The sequence below is a fragment of the Ruminococcus sp. 210702-SL.1.03 genome (assembly GCF_020559915.1).
Taxonomy (GTDB): Bacteria; Bacillota; Clostridia; order Oscillospirales; family Ruminococcaceae; genus YE71.
On the sequence record NZ_JAJCLZ010000016.1, the window covers coordinates 1 to 16,998 of the forward strand.

Below are 16,998 nucleotides of genomic sequence, written 5' to 3' on the forward strand. Positions count from 1 at the left end.
GCTTCCATGAGAGTGTCGCGCTGTTTGCGGTGACCTTGTACTCGCGCAAAGCGGGTGGGTTCAAGCCGTTGTTCGCTTCGACGAGCACCGCCGCGGTCTGAACAGGCGCGCCGTATACCTCAGCGCTCGGCAGCATAGCCCCCGTGGTAGAAAACATAGCGATAGCGCCTATCACAGCGATAGTATTTTTGATAGTTCTTTTCATATTATTCTCCTCATTTGATATTATTATTTATTTAATTATATCACGCAGGAAATAATTTGTCAATACTTTATCAAATATCTCTCAAACATAGTTCATGCAGGCTGAGCTGCTCAGAAATCTCTTCCGCTCTATCGGCGTTTCCAGCTTTATGTACTCGTTAAATTCTATCATAAATTTGTACCATGCTTTCTCAAACGGCTGCGAAAGCGAGAAAAATACCTGCTGCCGCGGTATCTCTACGCAGTCTATCCTCATGTGCCGTTTCAGCCTGCTCTCCAGCTCGTTAGTGCCCAGTATCGCGACCTTTTTGAAATTCACCCCGCATGGGCATTCTATTATCACTACGGTGGGGTTGTTGTCCTCAAGCGCGCTCGCGCTCTTCCTGCGGAAGCAGCTTTTGTATATGATCAGCTTCTTCTCCGCAAACTCCGCCGCAGTGAATGTCTTTGCGTCGTAGTAGCGCGAGTACTGTTCCAGCTTCGTCAGATTGTAGTTCATCTGAAAAGTGCACCGCTCGGTTATCTTCACCGTCTGTATCGCAAAATCGTCGCCCGTGTCCGCGCGGTCGAAAACGTTGCTCTCATAAATGCTCTGCATAGCCTTCGTCCAGTAGGTTATGAATCTCTCGCTTCTGCCTTTCGCCGTCAGCCGCTTCATGTACTGTTCAAGCTCTTCAAATCGTATCTCGTATTTCGATAGATCTTTCGTTCGGTAAAGCATATCGGGTCTTCTCTCCTTTTTTGCAATGATCCCTTTATTTATATTTTACCACATTTTTATTTAAAATGCAAAATGTAAATGTCTGTAAAAATCGTTGTGCACTTTAGCTATATTGAAAAAAAGTTTGTTACATTATTTGATGCTTCTGCATAGTTTTTCGACAAACTTCGTCCTAAGATTACCATAAATCAATGATACTTATCATCCTTTTGCACGTTTTTGAAAACAAATATCTAGCTCGTCTGTAAAATAATATATGATTTTTCGGCTGAAATGTAAAAAATAACACGGAAAATGTAGTAAACAGCATTTTCCGTGTTTTCGTTCGTTTAACTTTTGTTTGATTTTTTTGTGATCTTTTTGGCTGAATGTGAAAGATAAATGCAGTACTCTATCAGCGCGATGTATTTATCTGTAAACATTACAACGTAAGATTCGGGATATTTCGGCCTTCCTTTTCTCAGCGGCCACATATGTTTCAGTATCACGTCTGCTTCAACCTTGGTAAGCTTGAAAGATTTTCGCGCATTTTCCAGCGCTACCTGCGGGTGATTTTTCAGATGCTCTTTAGTGCACTTCGGCGAGGAAACGTAAAGGTCATGCAAAAGTCCCGCGCGCGCTGCCTGCTCTGCGTTAAAGCCCAGCTTGCGGCAGGTAAGATAGCTGTAATATGAAACATTCAGACAATGCTGAAACCGCGTCATGCTGTGGTGGTGCTCAAATTTTTTGAGTTCCTGTACCTCGCTGCTGCTAAGTACATCGCTTATCGCGTTCAAGTATGCCGATGTGTGTGATGAATGTTCCACATTGTATCTCGAACCTATTGCTCTTGACACTTTGGCATCAGCCCTTTCATATTTATTTAAGTACATTTTATCAGAAACTTGTGAACTTTTCAATAATTTTTCGTTTCCATATATGCCTTTTTGTCTGATAATTATAGCAAATTTTTAGCACTTAGTAATATTTTGCACTGTAAAACTGCGGTATGTATTTTTCCTGCGCTGAATCTCTTTGCTGAAAATATCCCGCAAATCCCGCTTGCTCCAGTCGCTCCGCTGCCGTTTTGTACTCAAAGCCCGAGAGTTTGCGGTCTATCTCCTTGTGTTCCGCCGCGCGGTATACCGGCGTGTACTGGCACATCAGGCTCACCATTATCTCGTCCGCCGCAAAGCGTTTTTCCAGCTCTTCTATCAGCCGTAGCGAGTCGTGCCTGTGGTTCGGCAGTACCAAATGCCGTACAATCACCCCGCGCTTCATTATCCCGTCCTCGATGATCGGTTTACCCGCGATGTTCGCCATGCGCCGTATAGCCGCGATGGCTTTTTCAAAATAGTCTGCCGCTCCCGAATATTCCCGCGACGCCTGCGCGTCAAAGTATTTCAAGTCGGGCAGGAAAATATCTACTTTTCCCCGCAGCATATCCAGCGTTTCGGGTTTTTCATATCCGCCGCTGTTGTAGACTATCGGTATCCTCAGCCGCTCGCCGCATATCTCCAGCGCGTCCAGTATCTGCGGCACGAAATGCGTCGGGTTCACAAGATTGACGTTGTGCGCGCCCATATCCTGCATTCTTATAAACGTTTCCGCCAGCTCCTCGCGCGTAAGCTCAAAGCCTTTGCCCAGGTGCGAGATCTCGTAGTTTTGGCAAAAACAGCATTTCAGATTGCACCCGCTGAAAAACACCGTGCCCGAGCCTTTAGTGCCGCTTATGCACGGCTCTTCCCACATGTGCAGTTCTGCGCGCGCTATCCGTACAGCCGCGCTTTCTCCGCAGAAGCCTTTTTCTGCGTACCTGTCAGCGCCGCATTCGCGCGGGCATAGTCGGCAGTTTCTTAAAATTTTCTCAGTCTGCAAATTTCTCACCCTGCCAGCTCGTCATATGTCATGTAGTAATAGTATTCCATCTCGTAACCAGACTCGTTCGCGATCTTCAAAACTATCGTGTAATTCTGCACTTTGTCGCATATCAAAAGCTCGGGCGCGGGATTTTCTTCGGCAGGCAGGTACTCGTATACCGTTTTTCCGTATGCGTCCTGACCCGTTACTCCTACTTTTAAGATCTTTACCTTCGGCTTCGTGTTCGTATCGTCAGTGCTTTTCAGATCAAATCCCGCAAGCTTCCACTTCGCGTTGTCCTCGAGCCACTTGTCATAAATGGTCATATCCTGCGCATACTCTTTTACGTCTGCGTCCTTAGCGTTTTTAGCAGGGCAGAGCGTGATGTCTGATGTTATATTTTTAAGCTCGTTATTGTTAGTTTTGCTGTAATTGTAGTTGCTGCCTATAAGCTCCAGATCGCTGTCGTCCTCAGCCGCTACGCCCGCGATCTCGTCGTAATCTGTGCTTATGGTAACGCTTTCACCGTTGTATGTATCATCGGACGGCACAGAGTAGATATAAAAACTTATCTTCTTGCATGATTCGCAAATAAAAATCGGCAGGCTGTCGATATGCGAGATTTTAGCAGTATATACGTTGCTTGATACACTGTACATATACTGATCGTCGTCATCGTATCCATACAGCGTGAGCGTGTTCGGGATGTATCCTGAATCTTCATCAACGTCTATATCTATGTTCGCGATGCGCCATGTCATTCCTTGCTGGCTGTATACGTCGTCGCTGCCGTAATATGACGTTACGTTAGGATATGCCTGCTGTATCTCTTCCAGTGAAGAATAGCTTTTGCCAAGCCTGATGTTCGTGATCTGCATCTCTACATCTTCGTTGTATGAGCGTGCCGAAAATCCATTGTCAAGCAGTTCAACATCATCTATGGTGCTGTATGCGCCGCTTTTCCCGTCACCATACAGTTCTTCATCGTCCGTATTCCTGCTGTTTTTCACCCAGCTCAGTACAGAAAGACATATGCTTGCGATCATAGGCAGCAGAAAAGCGATTATGATTATAGCCACAACTATCTTCTTTGTAGTCTTTGCATTCCTTGCGGCGTAAGCCTGCATATTACCGTAGTTTGCCTGCATATTTCCGTAATTATACTGCGTGTTGTTGTAGCCGCCCTGCGCGTTAGGGTCAAAGCCGTTTGTGAACCGTATTGTGCTCTTGCCGCCGTTGTAAGCCGAGTTTATATGCGGCTGACCGTAGCTTTGCCGCGCTCCCGCATTATACGTTCCCGTGTAGTTCTGTGTATAGCGGCTGTTTTTTGCGCTGTCGTCGCGAATGTTGTAGTCCTCGCCGAAGTCCTCCTTAGCCGCCTTGCGTTCTTCGCGAAGCTGGTCGTCGAGAAAGTCGTTCTTCTCCTTACTGCGTTCTTTAAAGTGCGTGTGTCCGCGCTCCATGTCACTGCATTTTGTATCGTCACGCGCGGTGAAGCACTCGGGACAAAGGTCTGAATCGCTGCTTTTGAATATATATCCGCAGCATTTACAGCGGTATGCCATGTAGTTTCTCCTCCCTCTGTATGTCAGCAGGTCACTTGATCATCTCTACTCCCTTTGCGGCGGTGCGGTAAGCTCCCGCAAATGTGTCGCAGCACTCGAATTTTTTCAGCGCCGCCTGCGCGCTCTCGCCGTCGGCAAATATTCCGTATACAGCCGAGCCGCTGCCGGTCATTTCCGTGCCCAGCGCTCCCGCCATTTTCAGCTTGTTGCGTATGCCGTTTACTTCCATCGGCGCACAGCTTTCGGTGAATGCGTTGTAAAGCGCACCGCCAAGTTCTTTAGCAGAGCCGCTCTTCATAGCCGCTTCAAACGCCGCGTAGTCACCCTCGCTCTGCCTGCCGCTCTTGTCGAAAAGCGCGTAGGCTTCTGGCGTTGATATGCTCTCCTTCGGCTTTGCGATGACTATATCCGTAGCCGCAAGCGTCGGCAGGGGAGTTATTATGTCGCCTACTCCTTCGCATAGCGCCGTGCCGCCCTTTATGCAGAAAGGCACGTCAGCCCCGCACATCGCCGCCACGGTCTTTAGCTCGTCGTCGAAAAAGTCTAGATGGAAAAGCTCGTTCATCGCGATGATAGCCGCCGCGCAGTCCGCACTGCCGCCGCCTAAGCCCGCTCCTGAGGGGATGTTTTTCGTTAGGTTCACCGTTATCTTGCAGCCTGGCGAGAAATACGCGTAGCTCAGCACTGCCGATATGCCTTTCCATACCAGATTATCCTCATTCAGCGGCAGGTCAGAGCGGTTGCAGAATATCTCTATGCCTGTGCCGTCTGATATTATGAACTCCAGCTCGTCGCAGAGGTCAGCCGACTGCATTACCGTTTTCAGCGTGTGGTAGCCGTTCGCCTGCTTTCCCGTTATGTCGAGAAATAGGTTCAGCTTTGCGTTCGCGCGTAGTTTTATACTTTTCATCAGTTTCCTCCGTTTTCGTTTTTCAGCTCTTCAAGAAATTCGCCTATGCGTTTCAGCGCTTCTTTCAGGTGGCTTACCGAGTATGCGTAGCTTACGCGCACGAATCCCTCGCCGCATTTGCCGAAAGCCGTGCCCGGCACTACCGCAACTTTCTTTGAGTATACCAGCCGCTCGCAAAATTCATCACTCGTCAGCCCCGTCGATCTTATGCACGGAAAAACGTAGAAAGCTCCCTGCGGCTCGAAGCATTTCAGTCCCAGCTTGTTAAAGCCGTCCGTTACCAGCCGCCTGCGCATATTATACTCACTTTTCATCTTCTGTATGTCGCCCATGCACTCTCTCAGCGCCGTGGTCGCCGCATACTGGCTCGTCGTCGGTGAGCTCATTATAGAGTACTGGTGCAGCTTCAATATGTGCTTCATTATCTCGCGCGGGCAGGCGGCGAAGCCTAATCTCCAGCCTGTCATGGCGAAGCTTTTGGAAAAGCCGTTGATGAGCACCGTGCGCTCTCTCATGCCCTCCATCTCTACTATCGAGCAGTGCCTGCCTGTGTACGTCAGCTCCGAATATATCTCGTCTGAGATAACGAATATGTCCGTGCCGTTGAGTACGTCAGCTATCTGTTCTAAGTCCTCGCGGCGCATTATCGCGCCGGTGGGGTTGTTGGGGTAGGGCAGTATCAGCAGCTTTGTCTTGTCCGTTATCATTTCCTCAAGCTCAGCCGCTGTAAGGCGAAATTCGTCCTCTACTTTCGTTTCGATGGCTATCGGCACGCCGCCCATCATGCTGACTATCGGCGCATAGCATACGAACGATGGCTCTACTATCAGCACTTCGTCCCCCGGCGATACTATCGCTCTTACCGCTAGGTCTATCGCTTCCGAGCCGCCTACCGAAACCAGTATCTCTTTCTCGGGGTCGTACTGCGTGTGCACAGTGTTCAGCAGATATTTTGAGATCTCGCGGCGCAGCTCTATAAGTCCCGCGTTCGCAGTGTAGCAGGTGCGACCCTTTTGCAGCGTTTCTATCGCCGCCTGACGTACTTTCCAAGGTGTTTTGAAGTCCGGCTCGCCTACGCCCAGCGATATTACGCCGTCTATCTGCTGCGCAATATCGAAGAATTTTCTTATGCCCGAAGGCTTCATGTCTACTGCGTTTTTGTTCAGCAGCTTGTCGTAATCTTCTGTATTCATGGGGAGATCATACCTCTTTCGTCCGTTTGCTCGTCGGTTATGGCAATGCCGTTTTCCTTGTACGCTTTGAGCTGGAAATGCGTTGCGGTAGATGTTACCGCGTCGATGGCTGCCAGCCTTGCCGATACGAACTGCGAGATCTCTCGTATATTGCTGCCCGTTACAGAAACGATTATGTCGTACGCTCCCGACATCAGCCGTACTGATTCTACTTCTTCGTACTCCGCTATCTCGCGCGCTATCTCGTCGTATCCGCTCTGCGACTGCGGCGTTACTTTAAGCTCTATCAGCGCGGTGACGGCGTTGGGGTCTACCGCCGCTTCGTCGATTATAGAGGTGTAGCCCTTTATTATCCCCTCGCTCTCGTAGCGCGAGATCTGGTCGGCTATCTCTTTTTCCGAGCAGTTGAGCATTACAGCCAGCTCGCTGTTGCTGAGTCTGGCGTTGCCTTTTAAAAGCTTCAATAATGCGTCCATATATGATCTTCCTTTCATAAGCTTGTTTTTACGAGCAGTACTCCCAGCGCCGCCCATATAATCAGCGTCAGCGGTACAAGTATTATAAACTTCGGCTTGCGCGTTTTGTGGTGGAAAAATCTCATTCCCGCCAGCGCGCCGATAGAGCCGCCCAGCAGCGAGAGCGTCAGCAGTACAGCTTCTGGCGTGCGCCACATACTTCTCTTCGCTTTTCTCTTATCGTTTCCAAATGCCGCGAATGTTATTACGCTCATTATCAGCGTTGCCGCCGCGTATATCTTTATCAGCATGGTTTTCGTTATCTCCTCTATAAAATACGGGGCAGGGAATATTGTCCCTACCCCGCATAAAGAGCTTATTTGAAGTATTTTACGCCGTTTTCAAAGATCTGCTGATCCTTTTCTCCGGGTACGTTCTTGCAAACGCAGCAGCCCTTTCTTTCCGAATGTCCCATTTTACCGAATACTCTGCCGTCGGGCGATGTTATGCCCTCGATGGCGTCGATAGAGGTGTTCGGGTTGCACTGTATGTCAAGAGTAGGCTTGCCGTCAAAGTCTACATACTGCGTAGCTATCTGTCCGTTTGCTGCCATAGCGGCTATTTCTTCCGCCGTAGCTACGAATCTGCCCTCGCCGTGCGATATGGCTACGTTGTGTATGTCGCCTACATTGCAGCTTGCCAGCCAAGGCGATTTGTTAGAGGCTATCCTTGTATTTACCATCTTCGACTGGTGTCTTGCAATGGTGTTGAAGGTCAGCGTGGGCGAATCGTTCTTCATAGGCGTGATCTCGCCGTATGGCACAAGACCCAGCTTTATCAGCGCCTGGAAGCCGTTGCATATACCGAGCATAAGACCGTCGCGGTTTTTCAGCAGGTCGTGTATAGCGTCGGTAAGGCGCGGGTTTCTGAGGAACGAAACTATGAATTTGCCCGAGCCGTCCGGCTCGTCGCCGCCTGAGAATCCGCCGGGCAGCATTACTATCTGTGCCTGCTTTATCTTCTCTTCCATAGCCTTTACGGAAGCTTCTATCATTTCTCCGCTAAGGTTCTGTATTACGAAGATGTCGGCCTCAGCGCCTGCCTTTTCAAATGCGCGCGCGGTGTCGTATTCGCAGTTGGTGCCGGGGAATACGGGTATCAGCACGCGTGGCTTAGCGACCTTGATAGCGGGCGACTTTCTTTCCTTGGCTTCGTATGAATATGTCTTAGGCTCGTAGTCGGGCTTCTTCACCTGCGTCGGGAATACGGGCTCGAGCTTTTCTTCCCAAAGCTTCTCAAGGTGCTCGCCGTCTATAACGTAGCCGTTGTCTATCTTGTATTCAGCGGTAGTCTCGCCGATCATCTTCATGTCGGTCTCAGCGCCGTCTGCCAGCTCGATCACGAATGCGCCGTAGCAGGGGCGGAACAGCTCTGCCGCGGTAAGCTTTTCGGTGAACTTAAAGCCTATCTTGTTTCCAAACGCCATCTTAGCAACTGCCTCGCTCACACCGCCGAACGATACCGCCCAGCATGAAAGCACTTTGCCCTCTGCGATAAGCTTTTCTACCTTCTTGAAAACGCTCTTGAGCGAGTCGAAGTTTACAAGCTTGTTGCCGTCGTACTCGGGAGCGATGAGCGCTACCTTAGAGCCTGCTTTCTTGAATTCGTCTGAGATTATGTTGTTGGCGTTCGCTACCGATACCGCGAATGATACCAGCGTGGGGGGTACGTCTATCTCTTCAAACGTTCCCGACATCGAGTCCTTTCCGCCGATAGCCGCGCAGCCCAGCTCGCACTGAGCCTTGTATGCGCCCAGCAGTGCGGCAAAAGGCTTGCCCCAGCGCTCGGGATCGTTCTGCGTTCTCTCAAAATATTCCTGGAATGTCAGCCAGCATTTCTCGTAAGTACCGCCCGCGGCAACTACCTTGGCTACCGATTCTACTACCGCGCTCATTGCGCCGTGGTAAGGGCTCTGCGAAGAAAGATAAGGATTGTAGCCCCAGCCCATTACGGAAGCAGTGGTCGTTTCGCCCTTTAGTACGGGTATCTTCGCCGCCATTGCCTGGTTAGGCGTGTTCTGATATTTGCCGCCGAAAGGCATGAGCACAGTGCCCGCGCCGATGGTAGCGTCAAAACGCTCTACCAGTCCCTTCTGCGAGCAAACGTTGAGGTTTGAGATCATAGCGTCCCATCTGTCTGCCGTGTCCTCGCCCGCGTCCTCGTTGCCGATGAGCGGCGCGCCAACTTCTACCGTGGTGTGCTTCTCAGCTCCGTTAGAGTTGAGGAATTCGCGTGAGAGATCTACTATTATGTTTCCGCACCAGTTCATTCTCAGGCGCGGCTCTTCCTTTACTACCGCTACGAGCGTAGCTTCTAGGTTTTCCTTAGCAGCCTCGGCCATGAACTTCTCTGTGTCCTCTTTGGCGATAACTACCGCCATTCTTTCCTGCGATTCCGATATTGCAAGCTCAGTACCGTCAAGACCGTCGTACTTTTTGGTAACTGCGTCGAGGTTTATCAGCAGTCCATCGGTAAGCTCGCCTATCGCTACCGATACGCCGCCTGCGCCAAAGTCGTTGCAGCGCTTTATCATAGATGTTACTTCGGGGTTGCGGAAAAGCCTTTGCAGCTTTCTCTCTTCGGGCGCGTTACCCTTCTGTACCTCTGCGCCGCAGGATTCCAGCGAGTGCAGTGTGTGCGATTTTGAAGAGCCTGTCGCTCCGCCGCAGCCGTCGCGGCCCGTCTTGCCGCCCAGCAGTATTACGATGTCGCCGGGTGCGGGTCTTTCTCTTCTTACATTGCTCGCGGGTGCTGCGCCTACTACCGCGCCGATCTCCATTCTCTTAGCAACGTAGCCGGGGTGGTAAACCTCCGCAACGTGTCCCGTAGCCAGTCCTATCTGGTTGCCGTATGAGGAGTAGCCGTTTGCAGCGCCTACGGTTATCTTTCTCTGCGGCAGCTTGCCCTCTATCGTGTCCTCAACGGGTACAAGGGGATTGGCAGCGCCGGTAACGCGCATAGCCTGATAAACGTAGCTTCTGCCCGAAAGCGGGTCGCGTATAGCTCCGCCTAAGCAGGTAGCCGCGCCGCCGAAAGGCTCTATCTCGGTGGGGTGGTTGTGTGTTTCGTTCTTGAACATCAGCAGCCATTCCTCGTCCTTGCCGTCAACGTCTACCGTTATCTTTACCGAGCAGGCGTTTATCTCTTCCGATTCGTCAAGGTCTTTCAGCAGTCCGGCTTTCTTGAGCTGTTTTGCACCAATAACGGCAAGATCCATCAGCGTCTGCGGCTTGTCGCTTCTGCCTGCGTAAAGGTCGGCTCTTGCGCTGAGATATTCGTTGTATGTATCTTTTATGTAAGGAGCAGAAATATCGGCGTTGTCGATTATGGTAGAGAAAGTGGTGTGACGGCAGTGGTCAGACCAGTAGGTGTCTATCATTCTTATTTCCGTGATGGTGGGGTCGCGCTTTTCATCGTCGCGGAAATATGTCTGACAGAATTTGATGTCGTCGAGATCCATAGCAAGGCCCATCTCGGCTATCATGTCCTTCAGCTCGTCTTCGCTCTTCGCGATGAAGCCCTCTATCGTCTTTACGGTGGTGGGTATAGCGTAAGCTACGTCCAGCGTTTCAAAGCGGTCGAGCTTAGCTTCACGCGACTCTACGGGGTTGATTATGTAGTGCTTTATCTCGGCTAACTGCTTTTCGTCGAGCGCTCCGCCGAATATGTATACTTTAGCCGATTTTACAGTGGGTCGCTTGCCGCCGCGCAGCAGAGAGATACACTGCGCGCATGAGTCCGCGCGCTGGTCGAACTGACCGGGCAGATACTCTGCGGCTATTACAGCTTCGCCCTTTTTCAGCTCGGGCATATGGTCGTAGGTAACGTCTACCGCAGGCTCAGAGAATACTACAGGTATAGCCGCCTTAAAGTCTTCTTCCGAAAGACCCTCGGCGTCGTAGCGGTTGATTATTCGTACTTCGCCAAGCTCGATGCCCAGCGCCGAGCGGATGTCAGCCGCCAGCGATTTTGCTTCTACCGCAAATTCGGGCTTTTTCTCAACATAAATTCTGTAAACAGACATGATTTAAACAGCTCCTTACTATTTATTGTCATATATTTATATTTGCAGGTGCGTGTCGATTCGCTCCTATATAGTTTATTATATCACATATTAAATATGTTTGTCAAACCTAATTTGAAGTTTATTGAAAGCGGTAAAAGTTTTTTTACAATTAGCCATTATCCTCTCAGCCGACTATTTCTCCGCCGCAGCCGTTTTCGTCCGCAGATGTTATCTTAACGAGCCGCTTCTGTCTGAAAAGACTTTCATCGCTGGTGCGCGGCGTTTTTACCACAACGTACTCCGCTATGTGCCCCTGATGATGTTCGGCGCTGCTTTCACGCTCGAACAGCACCTCTACCGTCCTGCCGATAAAGCTGCGGTTGTACTCCGCGCGGCTTTTCGCGCATACCGCCGCCATCTCCGCCGCGCGCGCCGCCTTTGTCTTTTTGTCAAGCTGACCGCTCATCTTGTCGGCAGGCGTACCGCTGCGCCGTGAGTATGGGAAAATGTGCGCGTCTGCAAAGGCTGTCTTTTCCGCAAATCTCAGCGACTCCGCGTGATCTTCCGCGCTCTCCTGCGGAAAGCCTGCCATTATGTCGGTGGTTATCGCACAGTGCGGAAAAGCGGCGCGCAGCTTGCGGCATATCTCGGCGTACTCTGCCGAGGTGTAGTGGCGGTTCATGGCTTTCAGCGTCTTGTCACAGCCGCTTTGCAGCGAAAGATGAAACTGCGGACACAGCTTTTTCTGCGCCGCCATTCGCGCGATGTCCTCGTCTGAGATCATTTCGGGTTCCATCGAGCCGAGCCGAACACGGAAATCGCCCTCCACCTTGCAAACAGCTTCGATAGCGTCTATCATTCTCAGCCCGCCGAGGTCGCGTCCGTAACAGCATAGGTTTATGCCTGTCAGCACTATCTCCTTGTGACCCGCGCTCACCAGCATCTCCGTTTCCTTTATAATGTCGCCGATCGGCTTCGAACGCATATGCCCCCGCGCATACGGTATGATGCAGTAGGTGCAGAAAAGGTCGCATCCGTCCTGTATTTTAAGATATGCGCGCGTTTTCTGCTCGGCTTCGGCGTTCATCATATGCTCAAAAGGCTGATGCAGATAGTTCTCGGGCACGCTGAAAGTCCGCTTGCGCAGTTTGAAATAATCGTGCACCATCTGCGGCAGGGCAGTCTTGTTGTTGTTTCCGCAGATTATGTCGCACTCGGCTATCTGCGAGGCTTTGTCGGGAAAAGCCTGCGGGTAACAGCCCGTCAGTGCGATTATGCACGCGGGGTTCTCCCTTTTCACACGGCTGATGAAGTGTCGGCATTTCGTGTCAGACTGCGCCGTTACCGTGCAGGAATTTATTATGCAGACGTTTGCCGCGTCAATATCCTCGGTGCGCATATCGCCCATCTCGCTGAAGCGCTCGGCTATGTTTTCTGTTTCGTATTGGTTTACTTTACAGCCGAAAGTCATGTAGTATATTTTTAAAGGCGTATTACCCATTTGTATATCCAACCTCCTGAAAAGAGAAATAAATGTCGCATATGCACAAAAAACTATCACATTTATTGTGAAAATGTACTAAAACCAACTTTGCGCACACACGGCTATTGACTATTATACTATATTTTCAGAAAAAATGCAAATAACGCTTGACAAACTCGAAAAAATGATTATAATATTAAGTGTAGAGCAGAGGAAGCTCTAGGAAAACAGGCATCATTTTAAGGAGGTAACTAATATGAAAACTAAGATCAAACTCGATTCCATCAATGCAGTAAAGGATTTTGTAAGCATCGTAATGCTTTATGATTTTGATATCGACCTCGTTTCGGGCAGATATGCGGTAGATGCCAAGTCAATTATGGGTATTTTCAGCCTCGATCTCTCAAATCCCATCCAGCTCGTTGCTCATACCGATGAGCCCGGCGATTTCTTCGAGAAGATCAAGGAATTTATCGTTGAGTAAAATCAAATCTCATGGCGGCGCTCAGTGCGCCGCTTTTTTTGTATAAAAACCCCGCCGCGTGAATAAAATGTACAAACTGTTCTAATGGAGGGGTGTATCTTGAAATTATCAGCATTTGCCGCGGCAGCTGTATCTGCCATGGTGTTTTTCACGTCCTTTACGGGCGCTTCGGCTGAAAAAAGCCGTACGCCGGAGGATATATCGGCAGAAATTTCGGCGCGCAGCATTTACGTTTGCGACGTCGGCAGCGGTAAGGTCTTTTATGAGCAAAACGCCGACGAAAAGCTGCCGATGGGGCATATGGCTAAGCTGATGACCGCGCTCATCGCCGCCGAAGAGCTCGACTCGGGCAAACTTTCGCTTACCGATGTAGTTACCGTTTCGCCGACCGCCAACGCCAAGCAGGGAACTCAGATATGGCTTGACATTGACGAAAAGATAACCGTAGAAGAGCTGATAAAGTCCATAACCATCGGCAACGCCAACGACGCTTGCACGGCTCTCGCAGAGAAATTAAGCGGCTCAGAAGAAGCTTTTGTAAAGCGTATGAACAAGCGTGCCAAACAGTTGAAAATGACAAAAACTGTATTTTTAGATTGCTGCGGAACAAACGAAAATACAGTATCTACGGCTCATGACATCGCTAAATTGTCATGTACGATTGCAAAGCATACAAGCTTGACGGACTATTTTATAACATGGATAGATAACGTAGGCTGTAAAGATACTGAGCTTGTCAATAATAACAGATTGGTACGAACTTATAAAGGCGTAACAGGCATGAAATCATGCAGCGTTAAAGACCTAGGGGAATGTCTTTCTTTCACAGCAAAACGCGGGGAAATGAGCCTTTGTGCAGTCGTACTCGGCGCTTCTGACAGAGACGAATTGTTTTCTCACGCAAGAGAATTACTTGACACTTGTTTTGACAATTATCGCGTGTTTTCACCCGAGATCGCAGATGAATATTTGCAGGATATAGAGGTCGAACACGGCGAAAAAATGAAAATTCGTGTCAAAGTAAAAGACTTTACGCCTACTATCGTCAAAGCCGGAACGTTCTCCGAAATTGTTCGCTCACCCAAGATAAAAGAAAACGTGAAAGCCCCCGTCAAAAAAGACGATGTTCTCGGAAAAATAGACTACTTTTTCGCCGATGAAAAGCTTCTGATAGTAGAAATTTGCGCCGCAGAGGACGTCGGGGTGATGGATATGCGATGCGCTTTGAAGAAAAATTTGTTTAATTTGCTCAATATGTCTTAACCGTATTAGTCAGTTTCTACAAAACTAAACTCGATTTGCGAAAAGTCTTGAAATATTCATAAAAGTATTGTATAATTAAACAAGCTAATTAGGAAAGGAACTGACTTGCAATGGCTGTTAAACTTAATGCTGAATATCTTAAACCTTTTGTTGCCGATCATGAGCTTGAGGCTATCGCTCCGCTCGTTTCGGCTGCGCACAAAACTCTTGAGAACAGAAACGGTCCCGGCTCTGATTTTCTCGGCTGGGTAGATCTTCCCGTTGATTATGATAAGGAAGAGTTTGCAAGAATAAAGGCTGCCGCTGAAAGGATCAAGAAGTCCTGCGACGTTCTTATTGTTATCGGCATCGGCGGTTCATACCTCGGAGCACGCGCTGTTATCGAGGCTTTAAGATCTACACTTTATAATAATCTTACCAAAGATACACCCGACATCTACTATGTAGGCAACAGCATCAACCCTACTTACCTCAATGACGTTCTTTCTATCTGCGATGGTAAGGACATCTGCGTCAACGTTATCTCGAAGTCCGGTACTACTACCGAGCCCGCACTTGCTTTCAGAATCTTCAAGAAGCTTGTTGAAGATAAGTACGGCAAGGAAGAGGCTAAGAAGAGGATTTTCGCTACTACTGATAAGGCTAAGGGAACTCTGAAAGAGCTTTCTGATACCGAGGGTTACGAAACTTTTGTAGTGCCCGACGATGTAGGCGGACGTTTCTCGGTGCTCACCGCAGTAGGTCTGCTGCCTATCGCAGTTGCAGGCATCGACATCGACAAGCTCATGGCCGGCGCCGCCACAGGCAGAGAGAAGTATTCTAAGGACGACGGAAATGACTGTTATAAGTATGCCGCGCTCCGTAATATCCTTTATAATAAGGGCAAGAGCGTTGAGATGCTCATAAGCTACGACCCCAACTTCGTTATGATGAACGAATGGTTCAAGCAGCTCTTCGGCGAGAGCGAAGGTAAGGATCAGAAGGGTATTTTCCCCTCCTCTGCTACTTTCTCCACAGACCTCCACTCGCTCGGTCAGTTCATTCAGGACGGCTCGCGCATCATGTTCGAGACCGTTATGGAGATCAAGAAGCCTAAGACCGACCTCTTCCTCCAGCCCGACGCTGAGAACCTCGATGGTCTGAACTTCCTCACAAATCAGAATATGTCGGTTGTAAACCAGAAAGCTTATCAGGGCACCGTGCTTGCTCATACCGAGGGCGGCGTTCCTAATATGATCCTCGAGCTTGACGATGTTTCCGAAGAAACTCTCGGCGAGCTTATCTACTTCTTTGAAAAGGCTTGCGCTATCTCTGGCTATATGCTCGGCGTTAATCCTTTCAACCAGCCCGGCGTTGAGAGCTACAAGAAGAATATGTTCGCGCTGCTCGGCAAGCCCGGTTATGAGTCGCAGAAGGCTGAGCTTGAGGCTAAGCTGAAATAAAAACAGGATTCCAAGGCGAACGGGCTTTCCATCAGCCCGCTGCCCGAAAATAAATGTCGTCAGACAGAAATGGAGATTTGATTATGATTAACTTAATTCCCGGAAAAAAAGGCACTGGCAAGACCAAGATACTGATCGACGCGATCAAGGAAGCTGCTGAAAAATCTACCGGTAACGTAGTTTGCATCGAGAGAAGCATGAAACTTACTTACGATATTCCCCACAATGTAAGACTTGTTGACGCTGAGGAATACGGCATCAACAGCTATGACGCTTTCTACGGCTTCGTAGCAGGTATGCTCGCCGGCAACTATGATATTCAGGAGATCTATGTAGACGGTATCCTCCGCATCGGCGGCAGAAACTATGATGAGTTCGGCGCTATGATCGAAAAGGTAGCTATGCTCGCTAAGGACGTAAAGGTAGTATTTACCGTTTCCGCTGACCCCGAAGAGCTGCCTACTAAGGTAAAGGACTTCATTAAGTAAACAAAAAGTTAAATTTTCTTAAATAAATTCCGAAAAAGGCTTGACAAATCGTCGCTAAGAGTCTATAATGGAATTTGTGATGCTTTCCGCTGTCCGAAAGGGTGCGGAGGGCTTTGGCGAAAGGAATGAATACCATATGGTTTTACAGCTCAGACAAATTTTTGAGATCGAAGGGCAGAAGCTCAACTTTGATGAGCAGATACCTCTTTCAGAGCTTGAAAATTCTCCGCTCCATGAGGCTTTCGCCGCGCCTTTGCACATAAAGGGCTGCGTTTATAACCGCGCAGGCGTTGTTGCGCTTGAATATACGGTCTCCGCGCTGCTCGATCAAGAATGTGATAGGTGCTTAAAAGCGTTTCAGAGGGAATATGACGTAGAAGCTTCTCATACCGTTGTGAAAGAGCTCGCCGCGGCAGATGCCGACGACGAAAACGGCAGCGAGTATGATGATTATATCGTTTGCCCCGAGAATACGCTGGATATGAACGAGCTTGCCGTTACCGACCTGCTTATGGAAATGCCCAGCAAGATACTCTGTAAAGAGGACTGCAAGGGTCTGTGCATGAGTTGCGGTAAAGATCTTAACGACGGCGCTTGTGATTGTCAGAATTAAAAGAGATCATGTTTAAGGAGGTGCCAAAATGGCAGTACCAAAGAGAAAGACTTCCAAAGCCAGACGTGACAAAAGACGTTCTAACGTATGGAAGCTCGACGCACCCGCGCTCAGCAGATGCTCTAACTGCGGTGAACTGACTGCACCCCATAAGGTTTGCAAGCATTGCGGATATTATAAGGGCGTAGAAGTGATCAGCAAGGAAGTTTGATCGCAGAGCGAAAGTTCGTAGGCAAGCCGCTTCGGCGGTTTGTTCATCGAGCCGATAAAGC

17 protein-coding genes are annotated in these 16,998 nt (G+C 49.3%); 6 read left to right on the plus strand and 11 right to left on the minus strand.

Annotated features, from left to right (window positions below; translation table 11 throughout):
• The 11 genes from LI114_RS09285 to mtaB all read right to left on the minus strand — a co-directional run.
• Positions 1-205 (minus strand): hypothetical protein (locus tag LI114_RS09285; RefSeq protein WP_227220434.1); only part of this gene is annotated, 205 nt, incomplete at its 3' end.
• A gap of 81 nt (positions 206-286) precedes the next feature.
• The gene (locus LI114_RS09290; RefSeq protein WP_227220435.1) at positions 287-925 is read right to left on the minus strand and encodes a hypothetical protein; all 639 of its coding nucleotides are present in this window, start codon (positions 923-925) and stop codon (positions 287-289) included.
• 329 nt (positions 926-1,254) lie between these two features.
• On the minus strand, positions 1,255-1,761 hold the full coding sequence (locus tag LI114_RS09295; RefSeq protein WP_227220436.1) for an HD domain-containing protein: 507 nt from the start codon (positions 1,759-1,761) through the stop codon (positions 1,255-1,257).
• A 121-nt stretch (positions 1,762-1,882) separates the two neighbouring features.
• Positions 1,883-2,782 carry a radical SAM protein gene (locus LI114_RS09300; RefSeq protein WP_022127336.1) on the minus strand — a complete coding sequence of 300 codons (900 nt, stop codon included), beginning with the start codon at positions 2,780-2,782 and terminating at the stop codon, positions 1,883-1,885.
• 5 nt (positions 2,783-2,787) lie between these two features.
• Positions 2,788-4,329 (minus strand): hypothetical protein, encoded by a 1,542-nt coding sequence (locus LI114_RS09305; RefSeq protein ID WP_227220437.1) that lies wholly within the window; start codon positions 4,327-4,329, stop codon positions 2,788-2,790.
• Between the two features lie 31 nt (positions 4,330-4,360).
• Positions 4,361-5,239 (minus strand): 4-(cytidine 5'-diphospho)-2-C-methyl-D-erythritol kinase, encoded by an 879-nt coding sequence (gene ispE / locus LI114_RS09310; RefSeq protein WP_227220438.1) that lies wholly within the window; start codon positions 5,237-5,239, stop codon positions 4,361-4,363.
• Entirely contained in the window at positions 5,239-6,432 is a 1,194-nt protein-coding gene (locus tag LI114_RS09315) for an aminotransferase class I/II-fold pyridoxal phosphate-dependent enzyme (RefSeq protein WP_227220439.1), read from the minus strand. The genes ispE and LI114_RS09315 overlap by 1 nt, the downstream gene beginning before the upstream one ends.
• Complete coding sequence (locus tag LI114_RS09320) at positions 6,429-6,908, minus strand: Lrp/AsnC family transcriptional regulator (RefSeq protein WP_022127332.1); 480 nt, start codon at positions 6,906-6,908, stop codon at positions 6,429-6,431. The genes LI114_RS09315 and LI114_RS09320 overlap by 4 nt, the downstream gene beginning before the upstream one ends.
• 14 nt (positions 6,909-6,922) lie before the next feature.
• A complete protein-coding gene (locus LI114_RS09325; protein WP_227220440.1) occupies positions 6,923-7,198 on the minus strand; it encodes a DUF1294 domain-containing protein in 276 nt (91 codons plus the stop codon).
• Positions 7,199-7,263: 65 nt separating this feature from the next.
• Positions 7,264-10,971, minus strand: coding sequence for a phosphoribosylformylglycinamidine synthase (locus LI114_RS09330; protein ID WP_227220441.1), 3,708 nt, complete (start codon positions 10,969-10,971; stop codon positions 7,264-7,266).
• Positions 10,972-11,137: 166 nt separating this feature from the next.
• Positions 11,138-12,454 carry a tRNA (N(6)-L-threonylcarbamoyladenosine(37)-C(2))-methylthiotransferase MtaB gene (gene mtaB, locus LI114_RS09335; protein WP_227220442.1) on the minus strand — a complete coding sequence of 439 codons (1,317 nt, stop codon included), beginning with the start codon at positions 12,452-12,454 and terminating at the stop codon, positions 11,138-11,140.
• Between the two features lie 238 nt (positions 12,455-12,692).
• Here mtaB and LI114_RS09340 point away from each other — a divergent pair, with 238 nt between their 5' ends.
• The 6 genes from LI114_RS09340 (at position 12,693) to rpmF (ending at position 16,937) form a co-directional block, all read left to right on the plus strand.
• Positions 12,693-12,920, plus strand: coding sequence for an HPr family phosphocarrier protein (locus LI114_RS09340; protein ID WP_022127328.1), 228 nt, complete (start codon positions 12,693-12,695; stop codon positions 12,918-12,920).
• Between the two features lie 99 nt (positions 12,921-13,019).
• Positions 13,020-14,183: a D-alanyl-D-alanine carboxypeptidase family protein gene (locus LI114_RS09345; protein WP_227220443.1), complete on the plus strand. Its 1,164-nt coding sequence runs from the start codon at positions 13,020-13,022 to the stop codon at positions 14,181-14,183.
• A gap of 110 nt (positions 14,184-14,293) precedes the next feature.
• Positions 14,294-15,625 carry a glucose-6-phosphate isomerase gene (locus LI114_RS09350; RefSeq protein ID WP_227220444.1) on the plus strand — a complete coding sequence of 444 codons (1,332 nt, stop codon included), beginning with the start codon at positions 14,294-14,296 and terminating at the stop codon, positions 15,623-15,625.
• Between the two features lie 83 nt (positions 15,626-15,708).
• Positions 15,709-16,113, plus strand: a complete 405-nt coding sequence (locus tag LI114_RS09355; RefSeq protein ID WP_022127325.1) for a hypothetical protein — start codon at positions 15,709-15,711, stop codon at positions 16,111-16,113.
• 67 nt (positions 16,114-16,180) lie between these two features.
• The gene (locus tag LI114_RS09360) at positions 16,181-16,726 is read left to right on the plus strand and encodes a YceD family protein (RefSeq protein WP_227220445.1); all 546 of its coding nucleotides are present in this window, start codon (positions 16,181-16,183) and stop codon (positions 16,724-16,726) included.
• A 28-nt stretch (positions 16,727-16,754) separates the two neighbouring features.
• On the plus strand, positions 16,755-16,937 hold the full coding sequence (rpmF, locus tag LI114_RS09365; RefSeq protein ID WP_022127323.1) for a 50S ribosomal protein L32: 183 nt from the start codon (positions 16,755-16,757) through the stop codon (positions 16,935-16,937).
• Positions 16,938-16,998 lie beyond the last annotated feature (61 nt).

Coding starts and splice junctions, on each gene's coding strand:
- rpmF (WP_022127323.1), top strand. CDS start 16,755: ATGGCAGTACCAAAGAGAAAGACTTCCAAAGCCAGACGTGACAAAAGA.
- mtaB (WP_227220442.1), bottom strand. CDS start 12,454: ATGGGTAATACGCCTTTAAAAATATACTACATGACTTTCGGCTGTAAA.
- LI114_RS09340 (WP_022127328.1), top strand. CDS start 12,693: ATGAAAACTAAGATCAAACTCGATTCCATCAATGCAGTAAAGGATTTT.
- LI114_RS09325 (WP_227220440.1), bottom strand. CDS start 7,198: ATGCTGATAAAGATATACGCGGCGGCAACGCTGATAATGAGCGTAATA.
- LI114_RS09360 (WP_227220445.1), top strand. CDS start 16,181: ATGGAATTTGTGATGCTTTCCGCTGTCCGAAAGGGTGCGGAGGGCTTT.
- ispE (WP_227220438.1), bottom strand. CDS start 5,239: ATGAAAAGTATAAAACTACGCGCGAACGCAAAGCTGAACCTATTTCTC.
- LI114_RS09305 (WP_227220437.1), bottom strand. CDS start 4,329: ATGGCATACCGCTGTAAATGCTGCGGATATATATTCAAAAGCAGCGAT.
- LI114_RS09290 (WP_227220435.1), bottom strand. CDS start 925: ATGCTTTACCGAACGAAAGATCTATCGAAATACGAGATACGATTTGAA.
- LI114_RS09320 (WP_022127332.1), bottom strand. CDS start 6,908: ATGGACGCATTATTGAAGCTTTTAAAAGGCAACGCCAGACTCAGCAAC.
- LI114_RS09355 (WP_022127325.1), top strand. CDS start 15,709: ATGATTAACTTAATTCCCGGAAAAAAAGGCACTGGCAAGACCAAGATA.
- LI114_RS09350 (WP_227220444.1), top strand. CDS start 14,294: ATGGCTGTTAAACTTAATGCTGAATATCTTAAACCTTTTGTTGCCGAT.
- LI114_RS09315 (WP_227220439.1), bottom strand. CDS start 6,432: ATGAATACAGAAGATTACGACAAGCTGCTGAACAAAAACGCAGTAGAC.
- LI114_RS09330 (WP_227220441.1), bottom strand. CDS start 10,971: ATGTCTGTTTACAGAATTTATGTTGAGAAAAAGCCCGAATTTGCGGTA.